At 65.1% G+C, this 17792-nt stretch carries 14 protein-coding genes; 2 read left to right on the plus strand and 12 right to left on the minus strand.

Annotated elements, in window-relative coordinates; translation table 11 throughout:
- Positions 1-711: tetratricopeptide repeat protein (locus N5D48_RS02060; protein ID WP_279880548.1), on the minus strand; the 711-nt coding region annotated here is incomplete at its 3' end.
- Between the two features lie 3 nt (positions 712-714).
- Entirely contained in the window at positions 715-1395 is a 681-nt protein-coding gene (locus N5D48_RS02065) for a Fe2+-dependent dioxygenase (protein WP_279880550.1), read from the minus strand.
- A gap of 221 nt (positions 1396-1616) precedes the next feature.
- On the opposite strand from N5D48_RS02065, the gene N5D48_RS02070 reads away from it, so the two are divergent.
- On the plus strand, positions 1617-3896 hold the full coding sequence (locus tag N5D48_RS02070; protein ID WP_279880553.1) for a TonB-dependent siderophore receptor: 2280 nt from the start codon (positions 1617-1619) through the stop codon (positions 3894-3896).
- Between the two features lie 216 nt (positions 3897-4112).
- The gene (locus tag N5D48_RS02075; protein ID WP_279880554.1) at positions 4113-6665 is read left to right on the plus strand and encodes a sulfite reductase flavoprotein subunit alpha; all 2553 of its coding nucleotides are present in this window, start codon (positions 4113-4115) and stop codon (positions 6663-6665) included.
- A 101-nt stretch (positions 6666-6766) separates the two neighbouring features.
- On the opposite strand, the gene N5D48_RS02080 is transcribed toward N5D48_RS02075, so the two are convergent.
- From N5D48_RS02080 to rlmN, 10 genes are all read right to left on the minus strand, one after another.
- Positions 6767-7558 carry an amidohydrolase gene (locus tag N5D48_RS02080; protein ID WP_279880556.1) on the minus strand — a complete coding sequence of 264 codons (792 nt, stop codon included), beginning with the start codon at positions 7556-7558 and terminating at the stop codon, positions 6767-6769.
- Positions 7546-8694: a pyridoxal phosphate-dependent aminotransferase gene (locus N5D48_RS02085; RefSeq protein WP_279880558.1), complete on the minus strand. Its 1149-nt coding sequence runs from the start codon at positions 8692-8694 to the stop codon at positions 7546-7548. The genes N5D48_RS02080 and N5D48_RS02085 overlap by 13 nt, the downstream gene beginning before the upstream one ends.
- Before the next feature lie 296 nt (positions 8695-8990).
- Positions 8991-10454, minus strand: coding sequence for a ribosome biogenesis GTPase Der (gene der / locus N5D48_RS02090; RefSeq protein ID WP_203650724.1), 1464 nt, complete (start codon positions 10452-10454; stop codon positions 8991-8993).
- Positions 10455-10571: 117 nt separating this feature from the next.
- Complete coding sequence (gene bamB, locus N5D48_RS02095) at positions 10572-11714, minus strand: outer membrane protein assembly factor BamB (protein ID WP_279880562.1); 1143 nt, start codon at positions 11712-11714, stop codon at positions 10572-10574.
- 1 nt (position 11715) lies between these two features.
- Entirely contained in the window at positions 11716-12357 is a 642-nt protein-coding gene (locus tag N5D48_RS02100; RefSeq protein ID WP_279880564.1) for a tetratricopeptide repeat protein, read from the minus strand.
- A 38-nt stretch (positions 12358-12395) separates the two neighbouring features.
- Complete coding sequence (hisS, locus tag N5D48_RS02105; RefSeq protein WP_279880567.1) at positions 12396-13685, minus strand: histidine--tRNA ligase; 1290 nt, start codon at positions 13683-13685, stop codon at positions 12396-12398.
- Between the two features lie 23 nt (positions 13686-13708).
- Positions 13709-14818 carry a flavodoxin-dependent (E)-4-hydroxy-3-methylbut-2-enyl-diphosphate synthase gene (gene ispG / locus N5D48_RS02110; RefSeq protein ID WP_279880569.1) on the minus strand — a complete coding sequence of 370 codons (1110 nt, stop codon included), beginning with the start codon at positions 14816-14818 and terminating at the stop codon, positions 13709-13711.
- A gap of 3 nt (positions 14819-14821) precedes the next feature.
- Positions 14822-15850: a helix-turn-helix domain-containing protein gene (locus N5D48_RS02115; protein ID WP_279880572.1), complete on the minus strand. Its 1029-nt coding sequence runs from the start codon at positions 15848-15850 to the stop codon at positions 14822-14824.
- Positions 15847-16608: a type IV pilus biogenesis/stability protein PilW gene (gene pilW, locus N5D48_RS02120; protein WP_279880574.1), complete on the minus strand. Its 762-nt coding sequence runs from the start codon at positions 16606-16608 to the stop codon at positions 15847-15849. The genes N5D48_RS02115 and pilW overlap by 4 nt, the downstream gene beginning before the upstream one ends.
- 15 nt (positions 16609-16623) lie before the next feature.
- On the minus strand, positions 16624-17766 hold the full coding sequence (gene rlmN / locus N5D48_RS02125; protein WP_028689594.1) for a 23S rRNA (adenine(2503)-C(2))-methyltransferase RlmN: 1143 nt from the start codon (positions 17764-17766) through the stop codon (positions 16624-16626).
- Positions 17767-17792: the final 26 nt, after the last annotated feature.

Consider the following 17792-nt stretch of genomic DNA (forward strand, 5'->3'; position numbering starts at 1 on the left):
CGCATGGGCCATCAGCACCGGCCCCGCCCCCTGCAACGTCACCAGCGCACTGCGCAGGAAGTTAAGGTTGCCCTCGACCCTGGCCCGCTCCAGCCAAGGCCCGGCCTCCCCGACTTCCCCGCGCTCGACCAGCACCAACGCCAGGCTGAACATCCCGCGAAAATCCCCTGCCTCGGCCGAACGCCGATACCAGCGCACGGCCCGAGCAGGACTCGGCACAGTAGCAATACCCTGCTCCAGGTAACGCCCGTACAGGTTCATCGACTTGGCATGCCCCAGTTGCGCGGCTTTCTCGTAGCACATCAACGCCTGGGCCTGGTCGGCCGGCACCCCGCGCCCGGTGGCCAGCAGGTTGGCCAGGTTGTACATCCCCCAGTCCAGGCCGGCGTCGGCCGCACGGGCATAGTGAATGGCCGCCTGCGCGAGATCCATCTCGCCTCCCCAGCCGTGCTCCAGGCAACGACCGAGCATGTTGTGCGCCATGGCGCTGCCACCCTGGGCGGCGATGGCGAACCAGCGGCGGGCCACGCCAGCATCCTCTTCAATACCGCGCCCATCGAGCAGGATCTGCCCGAGCAGCAACTGCGCTTCGACCACCCCTTGTCCCGCCGCCGCCAGGATCGCCTGCGCGGCCTGGCCCGGACTGTGCTCGAGCATCGCTCGCAGCCCGGCGACGTCCACATCATCCTCGCGACGTACCTGATAGACCATGGCTCAGACCTCGGCCCAGCGGCGCAACAAGTTGTGGTAGGTGCCGGTCAGCTGCAGCAGCGACGGATGCTCCGGAACATCGGCGGTCAGCTGGCGGATGGCGTTGTCCATCTCGAACAGCAAGGTACGCTGGCTGTCCTCGCGCACCAGGCTCTGGGTCCAGAAGAACGCCGCATAACGCGCGCCCCGGGTCACCGGGTTGACCTTGTGCAGGCTGGTGCCTGGGTACAGCACCATATCACCGGCCGCCAGCTTCACCTGCCGCTCGCCAAAGGTGTCCTGGATCACCAGCTCGCCACCGTCGTAGCTGTCCGGCTCGCTCAGGAACAGGGTCGAGGACAGGTCGGTGCGTATGCGTTCCGGGTTGCCCTTGGGCTGACGCAGGGCATTGTCGATGTGGAAGTCGAAATTGCCCCCTTCGCGGTAACAGTTGACCAGCGGTGGAAACACCTTGTGCGGCAGGGCCGCCGACATGAACAGCGGGTTGCGCCACAGCCGCTCGATCAGCGCGTTGCCGATCTCCTTGGCCAGCACATGGCCCTCGGGCAGTTGCAGGTTGTGCTTGGCCTTGGCCGACTGATACCCGGCCGTGATCTTGCCGTCAGCCCAGTCGGCCTGCTCCAGGGCCTGGCGGATGCGCGAGATTTCATCGGCGTCGAACAGACCGGGGATATGAAGCAGCATGACGGCGGCACCTGGTGCGGAGTTGGGCGACAATGATATTGATTCCCTTTTACTCACCACAAGCCCCCATGAAGGGGGCGAGACGCATGAGTCCGGAAAATCCGTAAGGAAAAATTGTAAAGAATGTAAATTTTTAGCGAATGGTAACGCTTCTCAATTGTTCGTTACAATCACTTACATTATGCTCCGCGGCCTTCACACCTTGGGGAAGGTCCTTAACCATGCGTCACGTGCCATCTGCTGTGAGTTCACCGCGTCTGCTCGCCTCCGCCATCGGCATGGCGATCACCGCCACTTCCGCCTACGCCGCCGATCCTGCCGCCAACAGCGCCATTACCCTCGACGCCACCAGCGTCAACGGCAAGGCCGAGCAGGCGAACACCGAGTACAAGGTCGACAAAGCCTCGTCGCCGAAATACACCGCGCCACTGGTGGACACCCCACGCTCGATCACCGTGATCCCGCAGCAAGTCATCAAGGACACCAACGCGATGTCCCTGCAAGATGCCCTGCGTACCGTGCCCGGCATCACCTTCGGCGCCGGCGAAGGCGGCAACCCACAAGGCGACCGCCCGTTCATTCGCGGCTTCGACGCCCAGGGCGATACCTATCTGGACGGCGTGCGCGATACCGGCGCGCAGACCCGCGAGATCTTCGCCGTCGAGTCGATCGAGGTGGCCAAGGGGCCGAACTCGGCCATCGGTGGCCGCGGCGCGGCGGGCGGCACCATCAACCTGGTGAGCAAGCGCGCGCACCTGGGCAACTCGCTGGACGGCGCCTGGACCTGGGGCAGCGACCAGACCCAGCGCTACACCTTCGACGGCAACTACCAGTTCAGCGACAGCGTCGCCGGCCGCCTCAACCTGATGACCCACGAGAGCAACGTCGCCGGCCGCGACAAGGTCAACTACGACCGCTGGGGCATCGCCCCCTCGCTGGCCTTCGGCCTGGGCACGCCGACGCGCGTCAACCTCGACTACTACCACCTGGAAAGCGATGACCTGCCAGACTCCGGCATCCCCTACAGCGTGCCACGGGCAGGCAGCAACGCACGGACCTCGGCCCACCCGGACAAACCGATCGACGGTGGCGACAGCGACAACTTCTACGGCCTGACCGGGCGCGACTTCCGCAAGACCCGTGTCGATATCGCGACCTTCGCCATCGAGCACGACCTGTCCGACACGCTGACCATCAAGAACACCCTGCGCCACGGTAACAGCATGCAGGACTACGTGCTGACCCAGCCCGACGACAGCGCCGGCAACGTCAACAACAACGGCGTCTGGCGTCGCGCCAACACCCGTGTGGGCAACACCGCCACCACCACCAACCAGACCGACCTGTTCGGCGAGTTCTACCTGGGCGGACTGAAGAACAGCTTCTCCACTGGCGTCGAGTTCACCAAGGAAGAGTCCGACCGCCAGAGCTACACCGTTTCCCCCAACAGCAAGCTCACCTGCACAGGGCCAGGCAGTGGCGGTAGCTGCACCTCGCTGGACAGCCCGAACCCGGACGATGACTGGGTCGGCACCGTCGCGCGCAACTACGCCGGCACCAAGACCAGCAGCAAGACCCGCGCGCTCTATGTGTTCGACACCCTGGAGCTGACGCCCCAGTGGCTGCTGAACATGGGCCTGCGCTACGACCACTTCGACACCCAGTACCGTGGCTACAACGCCGACGGCAGCACTGCGGTAAGCAGCAAGGGCGTAACAGCCAAGGGCAAGGACACCAGCGAGTTCATCACCGGCCAGCTGGGCCTGGTGTGGAAGCCGAGCGACAACGGCAGCATCTATGCGTCCTACGCCACCTCTGCCACGCCTCCCGGCGCCATGCTCGGCGAAGGTACCGAAGGCAACCCGCTGGGCAATACCACCGATCGCTCCGGCAACCTGCTGAACAGTGACATGGAGCCGGAGGAAACCACCAACTACGAGATCGGCACCAAGTGGGACCTGCTCGACCAGCGCCTGTCCCTGGCCGCGGCGCTGTTCCGCACCGAGAAGGAAAACGCCCGGGTCCAGGTCAACACCAACACCTACGAGAACGTCGGTGAAACCCGCGTGCAAGGCATCGAGCTGTCGGCCAGCGGCAAACTGACCGACAAGTGGCAGGTATTCGCCGGCTACACCTACATGCAGGCGCGCCAGATCGACGGTGGCACGCTGGGCAAGGCGAACGATGGCAACCAGTTGCCCAACACGCCGAACAACAGCGCCAGCCTGTGGACCACCTACCAGCTGACGCCGAAGCTGACCGTCGGTGGCGGCGCCTTCTATGTCGATGACGTCTACGGCAGCGTGGCCAACACCACGATGGTCGACAGCTATGTCCGCTACGACGCGATGGCCGCCTACAAGCTGACCAAGAACATCGACCTGCAGCTGAACGTGCAGAACCTCACCAACGAGGTCTACTACGACAAGGCGTACTCCACCCACTTCGCCAACCAGGCGGCGGGGCGCACGGCGTTGCTGACCACCAGCGTGCACTTCTGATGTAAGCGGCGCCTGCACTGGCCTCTTCGCGGCTAAACCCGCTCCCACAGGTTCGCCACCGCTCTGGAGGTCAGTGCTGTACCTGTGGGAGCGGGCTTGCCCGCGAAGAGGCCGGCCCAGGACACCCCGCCCCGTTCATTCCCGTGAACGGGGCGTTTGCGTATCAAGGCATAATGCACGCCGCGCGGTTCCTGGCGGCAATACAAGGTGATCGATGTGGTGAAGAAGACGCTGTTCCAATTGCACTGGTTCTTTGGCATCACCGCCGGCCTGGTGCTGGCGCTGATGGGCGTTACCGGCGCGATCTGGTCGTTCCAGGAAGAGCTGCTGCGCGCGTTCAACGCCGAAGTGCTCAAGGTCGAGGTACGCCAGCAGGGCGTGCTGCCGCCGGCCGAGCTGGTGCGCCGGGTCGAGGCCGCGCAAGGCGACAAGGTCTCGATGCTCTGGGTCGATACCCGCGAGGGCAACGCCGCACGGATCTTCTTCACCCCCGCCCCCGGCGAGCGACGTGGCGCGCTGCGCTACGCCGACCCGTACACGGGCGAACTCAAGGGCGATGTCGCCGGCCTCGGCTTCTTCAACCTCATGCTCAACCTGCACCGGTTCCTGGCCATGGGCGACACAGGCCGGCAAATCACCGGCGCCTGCACCCTGATGCTGATCTTCTTCTGCCTGTCCGGCCTGTACCTGCGCTGGCCGCGCAAGGCACTGAACTGGCGGACCTGGCTGACCCTGGACTGGGCGAAGACAGGCCGTGCCTTCAACTGGGACCTGCACGCGGTGTTCGGCACCTGGTGCCTGCTGTTCTACCTGCTGTTCGCCCTGACCGGGCTGTTCTGGTCCTACGAGTGGTACCGCGAAGGCCTCAATCGCCTGCTGGCCGACCAGCCCGCAGCCGGCGAGCAGAAGCGTGGCGAAGGCCGCGGCGGTCGCCATGGCCCGCCCAAGGTGGACAAGAACGCCCCGCCTCTTGTTGTCGATTACGATGCCATCTGGACCAATCTCAAGGCCGCCGCAGGCCCCGGCCTGTCCACCTACAACCTGCGCCTGCCGCCGGTCGGCGGGCAACCGGCGACCTTGTTCTACCTGCTGCAGGGCGCTGAACACGAGCGCGCCCTGAACACCCTCACCCTCGACCCAGCCAACGGCCAGATCAAGCGTCACGAGCGCTACACCGACAAGTCGTTCAAGGCCCAGTTGCTGCAGAGCGTCTATGCCCTGCACGTGGGCAGCTACTTCGGCCTGCCGGGACGCATCATCGTCACCCTCGCCAGCCTGACCATGCCGCTGTTCTTCATCACCGGCTGGCTGCTGTACCTCGACCGCCGGCGCAAGCAGCGCCAGGTCCGCGCCGCCCGTGGCGCGGTGGCCGCCACCAACGACGGCGACAGCTGGCTGATCGGCTTCGCCAGCCAGAGCGGCTTTGCCGAACAACTGGCCTGGCAAAGCGCCGGACAGTTGCAGGCCGCCGGCTTGCCCGTGCAGGTGCGCCCGCTGGCCGAACTGGGCGAATCCGAACTGCGCCAGGCCAATCGCGCGTTGTTCGTGGTCAGTACCTTCGGCGACGGCGAGGCCCCGGACAGCGCCCGCGGCTTCGAGCGCAAGGTGCTCGGCCAGCCCTGGGCGCTGCAACACCTGGACTATGCCCTGCTCGCCCTGGGCGACCGCCAGTATCCGCATTTCTGCGGCTTCGCCCGACGCTTGCAAGCCTGGCTCGCCGAGCGCGGTGCCACCAGCGCCTTCAGCCCGGTCGAGGTGGACAATGCCGATCCCGTCGCCTTGCAGCTGTGGCAGCAGGAGCTCGCGCAATTGACCGGCGCCCGTCCGGTCGCCGCCTGGCAGCCGCCAAGCTTCGGCAACTGGCGCCTGTCACGCCGCGAAGTGATCAACCCAGGCAGCCAGGGTGCGCCGGTGTATCTGCTGGGCCTGCAGGCGGAAACGCCCGCGACCTGGGAAGCCGGCGACCTGATCGAGATCCTGCCGCGTAACGGCCAACCCCGTGTCGATGCCTTGCTGGCGGGCCTGGGCCTCGATCCACACAGCCCGGTACAGCTCGACGGCCTGCCGGAAACCCTGGCGCAAGCCCTGGCCAGCCGCCAACTGCCCAGTAGCCGCGAACACCTGATCGGCCTGCACGCCCAAGCGCTGGTCGATGCCCTGATCCCGCTGAGCGCCCGCGAATACTCGATCGCCTCCATCGCCAGCGATGGCGTGCTGGAACTGATCGTGCGCCAGGAACGCCATGCCGATGGCAGCTTGGGCCTGGGCTCCGGCTGGCTGACCGAGTACCTGCCCCACGAAGGCAGCGTCAGCGCACGCCTGCGTCGCAACAGCGGTTTCCACCTGCCCGCCGAGTCGGCGCCCATGGTGCTGATCGGCAATGGCACCGGCCTGGCCGGCCTGCGCAGCCTGCTCAAAGCCCGTATTGCCGGAGGCGAGCAACGTAACTGGCTGCTATTCGGTGAGCGCAACCAAGCCTGCGACCTGCTGTGCGGCGAGGAACTGCAAGGCTGGGTGCAAAGCGGCGATCTGCAAAGGCTGGACCTGGCTTTCTCGCGGGACCAGGCGGAGAAGATCTATGTGCAGGACCTGCTGTTGCAGCAGGCCGCCGAGCTCAAGCGCTGGGTCGATGACGGCGCCTGCGTGTATGTCTGCGGTAGCCTGCAAGGCATGGCCGCGGGGGTGGATGCGGCACTGCAGGGGATCCTGGGTGAATCAGCAGTGCAGCAACTGATCGAGGATGGGCGGTACCGGCGAGACGTCTACTGATCACGCAACAGCATGGCCTTCTTCGCGGGTAAACCCGCTCCCACAGGATCCGCGAAACCCTGTGGGAGCGGGTTTACCCGCGAAGAAGGCGACACCGATGATCAGTGCAATTCGAAGGTATCGGCATCCAGGTTCGCCGGGAACCGCGCCCGATACGCCGCCAGCTCCGCCGCCCGCAGCACCACGGTGAACACCCCGTCGGCCTCCCCGGCGCTCAGCAGGCTCTCGCCCTGGAAATCCAGCACCTGGCTGTCGCCGGAATAGGCGAAGCCCTTGCCATCGGTGCCCACCCGGTTCACCGCCGCCACGAAGCACAGGTTCTCGATGCCTCGCGCCGGCAGCAGCCGGTTCCAGTGCAGGCGCCGCGCCGCCGGCCAGTTGGCGGTGTACAGCAAAAGGTCGGTGTCCTGGGCATCGCGGCTCCATACCGGAAAGCGCAGGTCGTAGCAGATCAACGGGCGAATGCGCCAGCCCTTGAGCTCGAACTGCACCTGGCGCTCGCCGGGGGTGTAGTGCTTGTGCTCGCCGGCCATGCGGAACAGGTGGCGCTTGTCGTAGTGCAGGATCTCGCCGTCGGGCCGCGCCCACAGCAGGCGGTTGCGGTGGCTGCCGTCGGCGGCCTGGATGATCACGCTGCCGGTGATCACCGCATTGGCCTTCTTCGCCTGGGCCTTGAGCCATTTGTAGGTCGGGCCGTTTTCCGGCTCGGCCAGGCGCTCGGACTCCATCGAGAAACCGGTGGTGAACATCTCCGGCAGGATCACCAGGTCCACCTCACCGGCCTGGCCGATCAACTCCTCGAAGTGCGCGTAGTTGGCCTCGCGGTCGTGCCAGGCCAGGGTGGTCTGCACCAGGGCGATTTTCAGGTTCGGCAGTTGGCTCAGATCGCGCATAGTTTCTCCGCTGCCTGACGCAGCGTCTCCTCGCGTTTGGCAAAGCACAGGCGCACCAGGCGTTGCTCGGGGATGGGTTGCTGGTAGAACACCGACACCGGGATGCTGGCCACGCCATGCTCACGGGTCAGCCACAGGGCCATGTCGACATCGTTCAGGTCGGGGCGGATCTGCGAGTAGTCAACCAGTTGGAAATAAGTGCCCGGCGTGCGGGTGAAGGTGAAACGCGAGGCCTGCAGCAGCTCGCAGAACAGGTCGCGCTTGGCCTGGTAGAAGCCCGGCAGCTGGTCGACATGCTCGGGATGCTCGGCCATGAAATCGGCGAGCGCGCACTGCAGCGGCGTCACACCGCAGAAGTTGACGTACTGGTGCACCTTGCGCAGTTCCGCGCTGAGCGCCGGCGGGGCGACCACGTAGCCGGTCTTCCAGCCAGTGACGTGATAGGTCTTGCCGAACGAGCTGACGACGAACGCCCGTGCGTAGAGTTGCGGGTGAGCCAGCACGCTGGCGTGGCGCACGCCGTCGTAGATCAGGTGTTCGTAGACTTCGTCGCTGACCAGATAGATATCCCTATCACCGATCAGCCTGGCCAGTTGGTCCAGATCGTCGCGGCTGATCAGCGCGCCGCTGGGGTTGTGCGGCGAGTTGAGGATGACCATGCGCGTGCGCGGGCTTAGAGCATCACTGAACTTCTGCCAATCGATGCTGAAACTGCCGTCGGCCAGCGGCACATGCACGCAGCGCCCGCCGGCCAGTTCCACGGACGGCTCGTAGCTGTCGTAGCTAGGGTCAAAGACAATCACCTCGTCGCCGGCATGGATGACCGCCTGGATGGCGCAGAAGATCGCCTCGGTGGCACCAGGGGTGATGGTCACTTCCTGGTCGGCATCGACGTTCGCGCCGTACAACCGTGCAATCTTCGCCGCCACCTGCTGGCGCAGCGCCGGCAGGCCGGTCATGGGCGAATACTGGTTGTGCCCGGCGGCCACATGGCGACCGACGGCATCGAGCAAGGCCTGGGGGCCGTTGAAGTCCGGGAAGCCCTGAGAGAGGTTGAGCGCACCGGTCTGCATGGCCAGTTGCGACATGGTGGTGAAGATGGTCGTGCCGACGTTCGGCAGTTTGCTGCGGATCATGGAGCCCTCTTTCCTGGGGTTTGTCCGGCACGGGATTGGGTCCGAGCATAGCGGATCAAGCAGTCAGGAAAAAGGTTGAAACAATAGGGGGATTGCGGTGGGTCAACGCGTAGAGAGAGATCAGGGTTTACGCGTGTCCGTGTAGGAGCGGCCTTGTGTCGCGAAAGGGCTGCGCAGCAGCCCCAGGGTTCAGCAGGACTGCAAGATAACCGGGGCTGCTTTGCAGCCCTTTCGCGACGCAAGGCCGCTCCTACAGGGGTTTCGCATGGCCTGAACAGGCGCACGCCAAGCGGTTGCTAGCGCTTGTCGCGACGCTTCTTCTCGGCCTTCTTGTGGTGCGACATCAGGCGGCGCTTCTTGTTGACCTGGCGGTCGGTGAGGGTGTTCTTCTTGCCCTCGAACGGGTTGTCACCGCCCTTGTACTCGATGCGGATCGGCGTGCCGACCAGCTTGAGCACCCGGCGGTAGGTGTTCTCCAGGTAGCGCGAGTAAGAGTTGGGGATCTTGTCGGTCTGGTTGCCGTGGATCACGATCAGCGGCGGGTTGGCACCACCGAGGTGGGCATAGCGCAGCTTGATCCGGCGACCGTTGACCAGCGGTGGCTGGTGCACGCTGATGGCGTCTTCGAGAATCTGCGTCAGGCGGCTGGTCGGCCAGCGGGTGACCGCCGACTTGAACGCGGCCTGCACCGACTTGTACAGGTGGCCCACGCCGGTGCCGTGCAGCGCCGAGATGAAGTGGATGTCGGCGAAGTCGACGAAGAACAGCCGGCGCTCCAGCTCGGTCTTCACGTAGTCGCGCTCGCCCGACTCCATGCCGTCCCACTTGTTCAGGGCGATGACCACGGCGCGACCGGCGTCCAGGGCGAAGCCCAGCAGGTTGAGGTCGTGGTCGACCACGCCTTCGCGGGCGTCCATGACGAAGATCACCACGTTGGCGTCCTTGATCGCCTGCAGCGTCTTCACCACCGAGAACTTCTCGACTTCCTCGTGGATCTTGCCGCGCTTGCGCACGCCGGCGGTGTCGATGAAGGTGTACTTCTCGCCATCGCGTTCGAACGGGATGTAGATACTGTCGCGGGTGGTGCCCGGCTGGTCGTACACCACCACGCGCTCTTCACCGAGCATGCGGTTGACCAAGGTCGACTTGCCGACGTTGGGGCGGCCGATGATGGCGATCTTGATGCCATCTTTCTCGCTTGGGCCAGGGATGCGGGTGGCTTCCTCGCCTTCGGCGACATCCTCGTCGAGGGCTTCTTCCTCGGGGTCACGGGGAATGTGGCCGAGCAGCGACTCCATCAGGGCGTTGATACCGCGGCCCTGGGAGCCCGCCACCGGGATGGCGTTGCCCATGCCCAGCGGCGAGAACTCGGCGCGGGCGATATCGGGGTCGATGTTGTCGATCTTGTTGGCGACCAGGATCGCCTCTTTGTTCCGCTTGCGCAGGTGATCGGCGATCATCTGGTCGGCGGCGGTCATGCCAGCACGGGCATCGACCAGGAACAAGACGTAGTCAGCTTCTTCGATGGCCATCAGCGACTGCTCGGCCATCTTCTCGTCCATGCCCACTTCGTCACCGGTGATACCACCGGTGTCGATCAGGATGTAGGAACGACCCTGCCAGCTGGCATCGCCGTACTGGCGATCACGGGTCAGGCCCGACAGGTCGCCGACGATAGCGTCGCGGGTCTTGGTCAGGCGGTTGAACATGGTGGATTTACCGACGTTCGGCCGGCCCACCAGGGCGATTACGGGAACCATGCGGCTCTCCACTCTTGAATTCTTGAAAATGCAAAGGCCGCTGCAAGGCAGCGGCCGGTATTCGGGCGGCGCGTCATGCGCCGCTGCCCGGGGCCGGTCAGAGCCCCAAGCTTAGCCTCAGCGGATGGTCAGTGCCTCGAGCTTGCCGCTGTTGCCAAAGACGTAGATGGTGTTGCCGACCACGAGCGGTCGGGCACGCAGGCCATCGCTGTCGATACGCTCACGGCCGACGAAGCGGCCATCAACCTGGCTGAGCAGGTGCAGGTAACCCTCGAAATCACCCACCGCCACGTAGCTGGAGAACACCTCCGGCGCCGACAGCTGACGGCGGGCCATCGAGTCGTTGCTCCACAGCGCGCTGGAAGAACGCTCGTCGACGCTTTGCACGGTACCCGACGCTTCGCTCACATAGACGTTGCCGAAGCCCTGGGCGACACCCACGTAGCTGGAAGCATCGCGCTGCCACAGCACGCGGCCGCTTTCCAGGTCCAGGCCGGCGACGCGGCCCTGGTAGGTGCTGACGTAGAGGGTGCCACCGGACAGCAGCAAGCCACCGTCGATATCCACCACGCGATCCAGCTCGGAACGGCCCTGCGGGATGGCCACGCGGCTCTCCCACACCGGCACGCCGTTGCTGATGTCCACCGCAACCACCTTGCCGGTGGACAGGCCGGCCACCGCCAGGCGGTTGGTCACCACCGGCGCGCCGGTACCGCGAAGGGTCAGCACGGCCGGGCTGTTCTCGTAGATCCAGCGACGGTCGCCGGTGGCGGCGTCGAGGCCGATCAGGCGGTCATCCTGAGTCTGCACAACGACCACATCACCGTTGTTGGCCGGCGGCGCCAGCACTTCGCTGGTGACGCGGGAACGCCAGCGCTCTTCACCAGTGCTGGAGTCCAGCGCGATGACTTCGCCCTTGAGGGTCCCCAGCATGACCAGGCCGTAGCCCACGCCCACGGCACCGGAAACCGGCAGCTCGAGATCTTTCTTCCACACCACGTCGCCGGTGAGGCGATCGAGGGAGAAGACCTTGCCGTTGACATCGGCGGCGTAGATACGGTCGTTCTCGATGGCCGGCACCAGGGTGTTGTAGGTCTCGCCCTGGCCGTCACCGATCGAACGGCTCCACTGCTTCTTCAGCACCACTTCCTCGGTGAACTTGGTCAGCTCGGCCGGAGGCAGTTCCTTCTTGCTGTTGCTGCTGCAACCCGCCGCCAGCACGGCGAGGGTGAGCACTGCTGCTTGTTTCCAACCCTTCACTTCAGGCGTCCCCTTTGGCCAGGTCATCCAGCTTCAGTTGCAGGCCACCGATCGCGGCGTCGTCGGACAGCGCGGCCTTGGCTTTTTCGTAGGCGCTGTGCGCATCGTCGGCGCGGCCCAGCTGTACCAGCAGGTCGCCCTTGAGTTCTTCGCGGCTGGCCAGGAACGCCTTGTCGGTGTCACCGTCGAGCAGCTTGAGCGCGTCCTCGGCCTTGTCCTGGGCGGCGAGCACGCGGGCCAGGCGCTGGCGCGAGATCTCACCGAGGGTGGCGTCGGCCGGCTTGTCCATCACGTTCTTCAGCTCGCTGACCGCATCGTCCAGCTTGCCGCTCTCGACCGCGACCTTGGCCACGAACAGGCTGCCGTACTGGGCGTAGGCGGTGCCGCCGAACTCGCTCTTGAGCTTGCCGGACAGCTCGGCGACCTTGGTCGCGTCCGGCTTGCCGTCTGGCGTCAGCGAGGTTTCCAGCAGCGCCTGGTACAGCGCCGAGGCGCCTTGCGACTGGTTGGCCTGGTACTTGTGCCAGGTCTGCCAGCCCAACACCACCACGCCGGCCAGCAGGGCGCCGGTCAGCAGCGGCTTGCCGTTGCGGTTCCACCAGTCCTTGGCCGCTGCCAGGCTCTCATCATCGGTACTCGACACCCCAATACTCCTATTCGCCTATTCGTTGTCGGACCGCGTCACGCCTGGGCGATCGCGGTTTCCAGGTGCTCGGCAAGAGCATCCCAGGCAATGTTCTGTTGTTCGCCCTGGCCACGCAGGGGCTTGAAGCCGATCTCTTGCTTGGCCAGCTCGTCGTCGCCGAGGATCAGGGCGAACAGCGCGCCACTCTTGTCGGCCTTCTTGAACTGGCTCTTGAAGCTGCCGCCACCGGCATTGACCGCCAGGCGCAGGCCCGGCAGGCGATCGCGCAGGCGCTCGCTCAGGCGCAGGCCGGCCAGCTCCGCCGCGTCGCCGAAGGCGCACAGGTAGACGTCGACGGTGCGGCTGATCGACTCGGGCACCTTGCCCAGGGTCTCCAGCAGCAGGATCAGGCGCTCGATGCCCATGGCGAAACCGACGCCCGGGGTCGGCTTGCCGCCCATCTGCTCGACCAGGCCGTCATAGCGGCCACCCGCGCAGACGGTGCCCTGGGCGCCGAGCTTGTCGGTAACCCACTCGAACACGGTCTTGCTGTAGTAATCGAGGCCACGCACCAGCTTGGTGTTGATCACGAACGGAATGCCGGCGGCGTCCAGGCGAGCCTTGAGGCCCTCGAAGTGCACGCGGGATTCTTCGTCCAGGTAGTCTTCCAGCTTCGGCGCGCCGACCAGCACCGCCTGGGTATTCTGGTCCTTGCTGTCGAGGATGCGCAGCGGGTTGCTCTTCAGACGGCGCTGGCTGTCCTCGTCCAGTTGCTCGAGGCGGGCCGAGAGATACTCGACCAACGCGTCGCGATAACGAGCGCGGGCTTCGCTGGTGCCCAGGCTGTTGAGCTGCAGCTCGACCGCGTCCTGGATGCCCAACAGGCTCCACAGGCGCCAGGTGAGCATGATCAGCTCGGCGTCGACGTCCGGGCCGTCGAGGTTGAACACCTCCACGCCGATCTGGTGGAACTGGCGGTAGCGGCCTTTCTGCGGACGTTCGTGGCGGAACATCTGGCCGATGTACCAGAGCTTCTGCACCTGCCCGTTGCCGGTGATGCCATGCTCGAGCACGGCGCGCACGCAGGCGGCGGTGCCTTCGGGACGCAGGGTGAGCGAATCACCGTTGCGGTCCTCGAAGGTGTACATCTCTTTTTCGACGATATCGGTGACTTCACCGATGGAGCGCTTGAACAGCTCGGTGAACTCGACGATCGGCGTGCGGATCTGGCTATAGCCGTAGCTGTCCAGCAAGCCGGCCACGGTGCCCTCGAAGTAGCGCCACAGCGGCGACTGGTCGGGCAGGATGTCGTTCATGCCACGGATGGCTTGCAGCGATTTGCTCACGAATAGTCCTTACGAATCTGTGCTCAGCCGCGGGCGATCAGCGCCGCGTCGGCCTCGGCCTTTTCGGCCGCTTTCTGGCGAATGAGCTTTTCCAGCTCGTCCACCAGGTTTTCGTTGTTCAGCTTCTGCGATGGCTTGCCATCGATGTAGACCAGGTTCGGCGTGCCGCCGGTCAGGCCCACGTGCGATTCCTTGGCTTCACCCGGGCCGTTGACCACGCAGCCGATCACCGCCACGTCCAGCGGTACCAGCAGGTCTTCCAGGCGCCCTTCCAGCTCGTTCATGGTCTTGACCACATCGAAGTTCTGCCGCGAGCAGCTCGGGCAGGCGATGAAGTTGATGCCACGCGAGCGCAGGTGCAGCGACTTGAGGATGTCGTAGCCGACCTTCACTTCCTCGACCGGATCGGCGGCCAGGGAAATGCGGATGGTGTCACCGATGCCTTCGGCCAGCAGCATACCTAGGCCGACGGCGGATTTCACCGTCCCCGAGCGCAGGCCACCGGCTTCGGTGATACCCAGGTGCAGCGGCTGGATGATCTGCTTGGCCAGTAGGCGGTAGGCTTCGACGGCCATGAACACGTCGGAGGCCTTGACGCTGACCTTGAAGTCCTGGAAGTCCAGACGGTCCAGATGCTCGACGTGACGCATGGCCGACTCGACCAGCGCCGCCGGCGTCGGCTCGCCGTACTTCTTCTGCAGGTCCTTTTCCAGGGAGCCGGCGTTGACGCCGATGCGGATCGGGATGCCACGGTCGCGGGCGGCATCGACCACGGCGCGCACACGGTCTTCACGGCCGATGTTGCCCGGGTTGATGCGCAGGCAGTCGACGCCAAGCTCGGCCACGCGCAGGGCGATCTTGTAGTCGAAGTGGATGTCGGCGACCAGCGGCACGCTGACCAGCTGCTTGATCTTGCCGAAGGCCTCGGCGGCGTCCATGTCCGGCACCGAGACGCGCACGATGTCCACGCCTGCGTCGACCAGGCGCTGGATCTGCGCCACGGTGGCGGCGACATCGTTGGTGTCGGTGTTGGTCATGCTCTGCACCGCGATGGGCGCATCGCCACCCACCGGCACATTGCCGACCCAGATTTTGCGGGATTCGCGACGTTTGATCGGAGATTCGCCGTGCATGACTTACTGTCCCAACTTCAGGCGAGCGGTTTCGCCACTGGTGAACGGGGCGACATCGACCGCCTGGCCGTTGTAGCTCACCTGGGCGCCACGGGCGAAGCCCAGGCGTACCGCGAACGGTGGCTTGCCGGTCAGTTCCAGGTTGTCGCCCTTGCGCTTGATCGCGCTGAACAGCACCTTGCCGTTGCCATCGGTGACCTGGGTCCAGCAATCGGCGGTGAATTGGATATGGACCTTGGCGCTGCCGGCCGGAGCCGGCGCGGCCTCAGCGGGCGCAGCCGGTGCGACCGGAGCGGTCGATGCGACGGGGGCGGCTGGCGCAGCGGCAACAGGCGCGGCGGGCGTGACCACAGCGGGAGTGGCTGGCGCGACAACCGCTGCCACTGGCGCTGAAGCGGTCGGCGTCGGCGCGGTGCTGGCAACTGGCGTCTCGGCTTCGGCGACCGGTGCCTGCTCGGTACCGCTCGGCTCCAGCGGCAGGGCCTGGCCTTCGGACTGCTGGCCTTCGCTCACGGCCTGGTCTTCCGGCTCGTCGAGCGGATGAATCTGGGTGGTGCCGTCGGCGCTCTCGACCTCGACGTGCTCCAGGGCGATCTTGGCCAGATCCTTGCCCCGCAGGCTGCTCTGGTCCTGCCACCAGAAGAAGCCACCGCCGACCACCGCCACCAGCAGCAGCAGGCTGACCACGCGCAGGATGTTATGCGACAGGCGTACCGGCTCTTCGATGCGCCCCAGCGAATGCACCTCGCTGCCCTGGGCATGGGTGCCGGTGATCTGGTCGAACGCCTCGACCAGCGGCGCCTGGTCCATGTCCATCAGCTTGGCGTAGGCGCGGATGTAACCACGGGCGAAGGTGTGTCCAGGCAGCTTGTCGAAGGCGCCGTTTTCCAGGTTGTTCAGCGAAGAGACCGTGAGGTTGAGCTTGCGAGCGACCTCGGCCTGGCTCCAGTCGCGTTTTTCACGGGCCTGGCGCAAGACGTCACCGGGGTTCTGGCGAGTCGCTGCTGCTACTTCAGTGTGCGCGGCTTTCATCGTTGCTCCGACAGGTATTGCTGATATTCCGGCGTACCGGGATAAAGTCGTTGTAATTGCCGGCCCAGGCGGGCCGCGTTGCCCTGGTCGTCGAGGGCGCGAGCCAGGCGCGTGCCCAGCAGCAGGCTGCGGGCGTCCTGGTCGCTCAGCTGGCTGAATCGATCGTAGTAGTCCCGGGCCGGCACATAATGCCTGTTTTCGTAGGACAACTCAGCCATTTCGAGCAAAGCCTTCGGTTGCCGCTGATTGAGCCGAAGAGCCTTCTCCAGATATTCGCGCGCCTGCTCGCCCTGCCCTAGTTTCAGGGCGGTCAGCCCCAGGTTCTCGTAGACCCGGGACCGCTCAGGATACAGGGTATCGGCGGCAGCCTGACGGAACATCGCCTGGGCTTCGCCGAAACGGCCCTGAGCATATAGGAAACTGCCGTAATTGTTGCGGATTCGTGTGTCATCCGAGCGTACGGCCAACGCTTTCTGGAAGTGCTGGCTGGCCAATGCCGGCTCGTCTTCGGCCTGGAACACCAGCGCCAGGGCGGCGTGAGCGTCGGCATCACGGCCATCCAGGGCCAGGGCCTTGCTCAAGGGTGCCTTGGCCTGCTCGGTCAAACCTTGTTGCAAATACCCCAGCCCCAGTTGCACATACGCCCTGCCCGCGTCTTCACGCCCCTGGCGACTGGCCAGGGGATCGCTCGCGCCACCGGACACGCAGCCGGCCAGCAGCAAAAGCGTCAGGATCGGCAGCGCGGCGCGCAGGGTCATGGAGGCAAGTGCTCGTCAGGGGCGCGCGGCGCTGTCTTGCGGCTCGTCGGCAGCCAGCTGGCGCACGGCGATGTAGCGCTCGCTGCGGCGGGTACGGTCATTGACCTGCCCCACCAGCTGACCGCACGCGGCGTCGATATCGTCACCGCGGGTCGTGCGGGTGGTGACATTGAAGCCGCCGTGGTGCAGCAGGTCCTGGAAGCGACGGATGGCATTGTTGCTCGGTCGCTCGTAGCCCGAGTGCGGGAACGGGTTGAACGGGATCAGGTTGATCTTGCACGGTACGTCACGCAGCAGCTCGATCATCTGCGCGGCGTGCTCGGGCTGGTCGTTGACATCCTTGAGCAGGGTGTACTCGATAGTGAGCACGCGCTTGCCGCCGAGGGTGGACATGTAGCCCATGCACGACTCCAGCAGCATCTTCAGCGGGTACTTCTTGTTGATCGGCACCAGCTTGTTGCGCAGCTCGTCGTTCGGCGCGTGCAGCGACAGGGCCAGCGACACGTCGATGTGCTTGGCCAGCTCGTCGATCATCGGCACCACGCCCGAGGTGGACAGGGTGACGCGACGCTTGGAAATGCCATAGCCCAGATCTTCCATCATGATCTTCATGGCGGCGATGACATTGTCGAAATTCAGCAGGGGTTCGCCCATGCCCATCATGACCACGTTGGTGATGGCGCGGTCGATCTTGGCCGGGACGGTCCCGAAGGATTTGTTGGCAAGCCACACCTGGCCGATCACTTCGGCGGCGGTGAGGTTGCTGTTGAAGCCTTGCTTGCCGGTGGAGCAGAAGCTGCAGTCCAGGGCACAGCCGGCTTGCGACGACACGCACAGGGTGCCGCGATCGTCGGTGGGAATGTAGACGGTCTCGACGCAGCTGCCGGAGGCAACGCGGACCACCCACTTGCGGGTGCCGTCGGCGGAAATGTCTTCGCTGACCACCTCCGGACCGCGAATCTCGGCAACGGCCTCGAGCTTTTCGCGCAAGACCTTGCCGACATTGGTCATGGCGGCGAAATCATCGACGCCAAAGTGGTGAATCCATTTCATCACCTGACCGGCACGGAAGCGCTTCTCCCCGATTGAGTCGAAGAACTGTTCCATTTCCGCCAGGGTCAGCCCCAGCAGGTTGATCTTGTCAGTCGATGTCGTCATGGATTCACCCTCACCCGTAAGCTTTC

The sequence above is a fragment of the Pseudomonas sp. GD03858 genome (genome assembly GCF_029840925.1).
In the GTDB taxonomy this organism is placed as follows: domain Bacteria; phylum Pseudomonadota; class Gammaproteobacteria; order Pseudomonadales; family Pseudomonadaceae; genus Aquipseudomonas.

Coding starts and splice junctions, on each gene's coding strand:
- N5D48_RS02115 (WP_279880572.1), bottom strand. CDS start 15,850: ATGAAAGCCGCGCACACTGAAGTAGCAGCAGCGACTCGCCAGAACCCC.
- N5D48_RS02070 (WP_279880553.1), top strand. CDS start 1,617: ATGCGTCACGTGCCATCTGCTGTGAGTTCACCGCGTCTGCTCGCCTCC.
- ispG (WP_279880569.1), bottom strand. CDS start 14,818: ATGCACGGCGAATCTCCGATCAAACGTCGCGAATCCCGCAAAATCTGG.
- pilW (WP_279880574.1), bottom strand. CDS start 16,608: ATGACCCTGCGCGCCGCGCTGCCGATCCTGACGCTTTTGCTGCTGGCC.
- N5D48_RS02085 (WP_279880558.1), bottom strand. CDS start 8,694: ATGATCCGCAGCAAACTGCCGAACGTCGGCACGACCATCTTCACCACC.
- rlmN (WP_028689594.1), bottom strand. CDS start 17,766: ATGACGACATCGACTGACAAGATCAACCTGCTGGGGCTGACCCTGGCG.
- N5D48_RS02080 (WP_279880556.1), bottom strand. CDS start 7,558: ATGCGCGATCTGAGCCAACTGCCGAACCTGAAAATCGCCCTGGTGCAG.
- der (WP_203650724.1), bottom strand. CDS start 10,454: ATGGTTCCCGTAATCGCCCTGGTGGGCCGGCCGAACGTCGGTAAATCC.
- N5D48_RS02065 (WP_279880550.1), bottom strand. CDS start 1,395: ATGCTGCTTCATATCCCCGGTCTGTTCGACGCCGATGAAATCTCGCGC.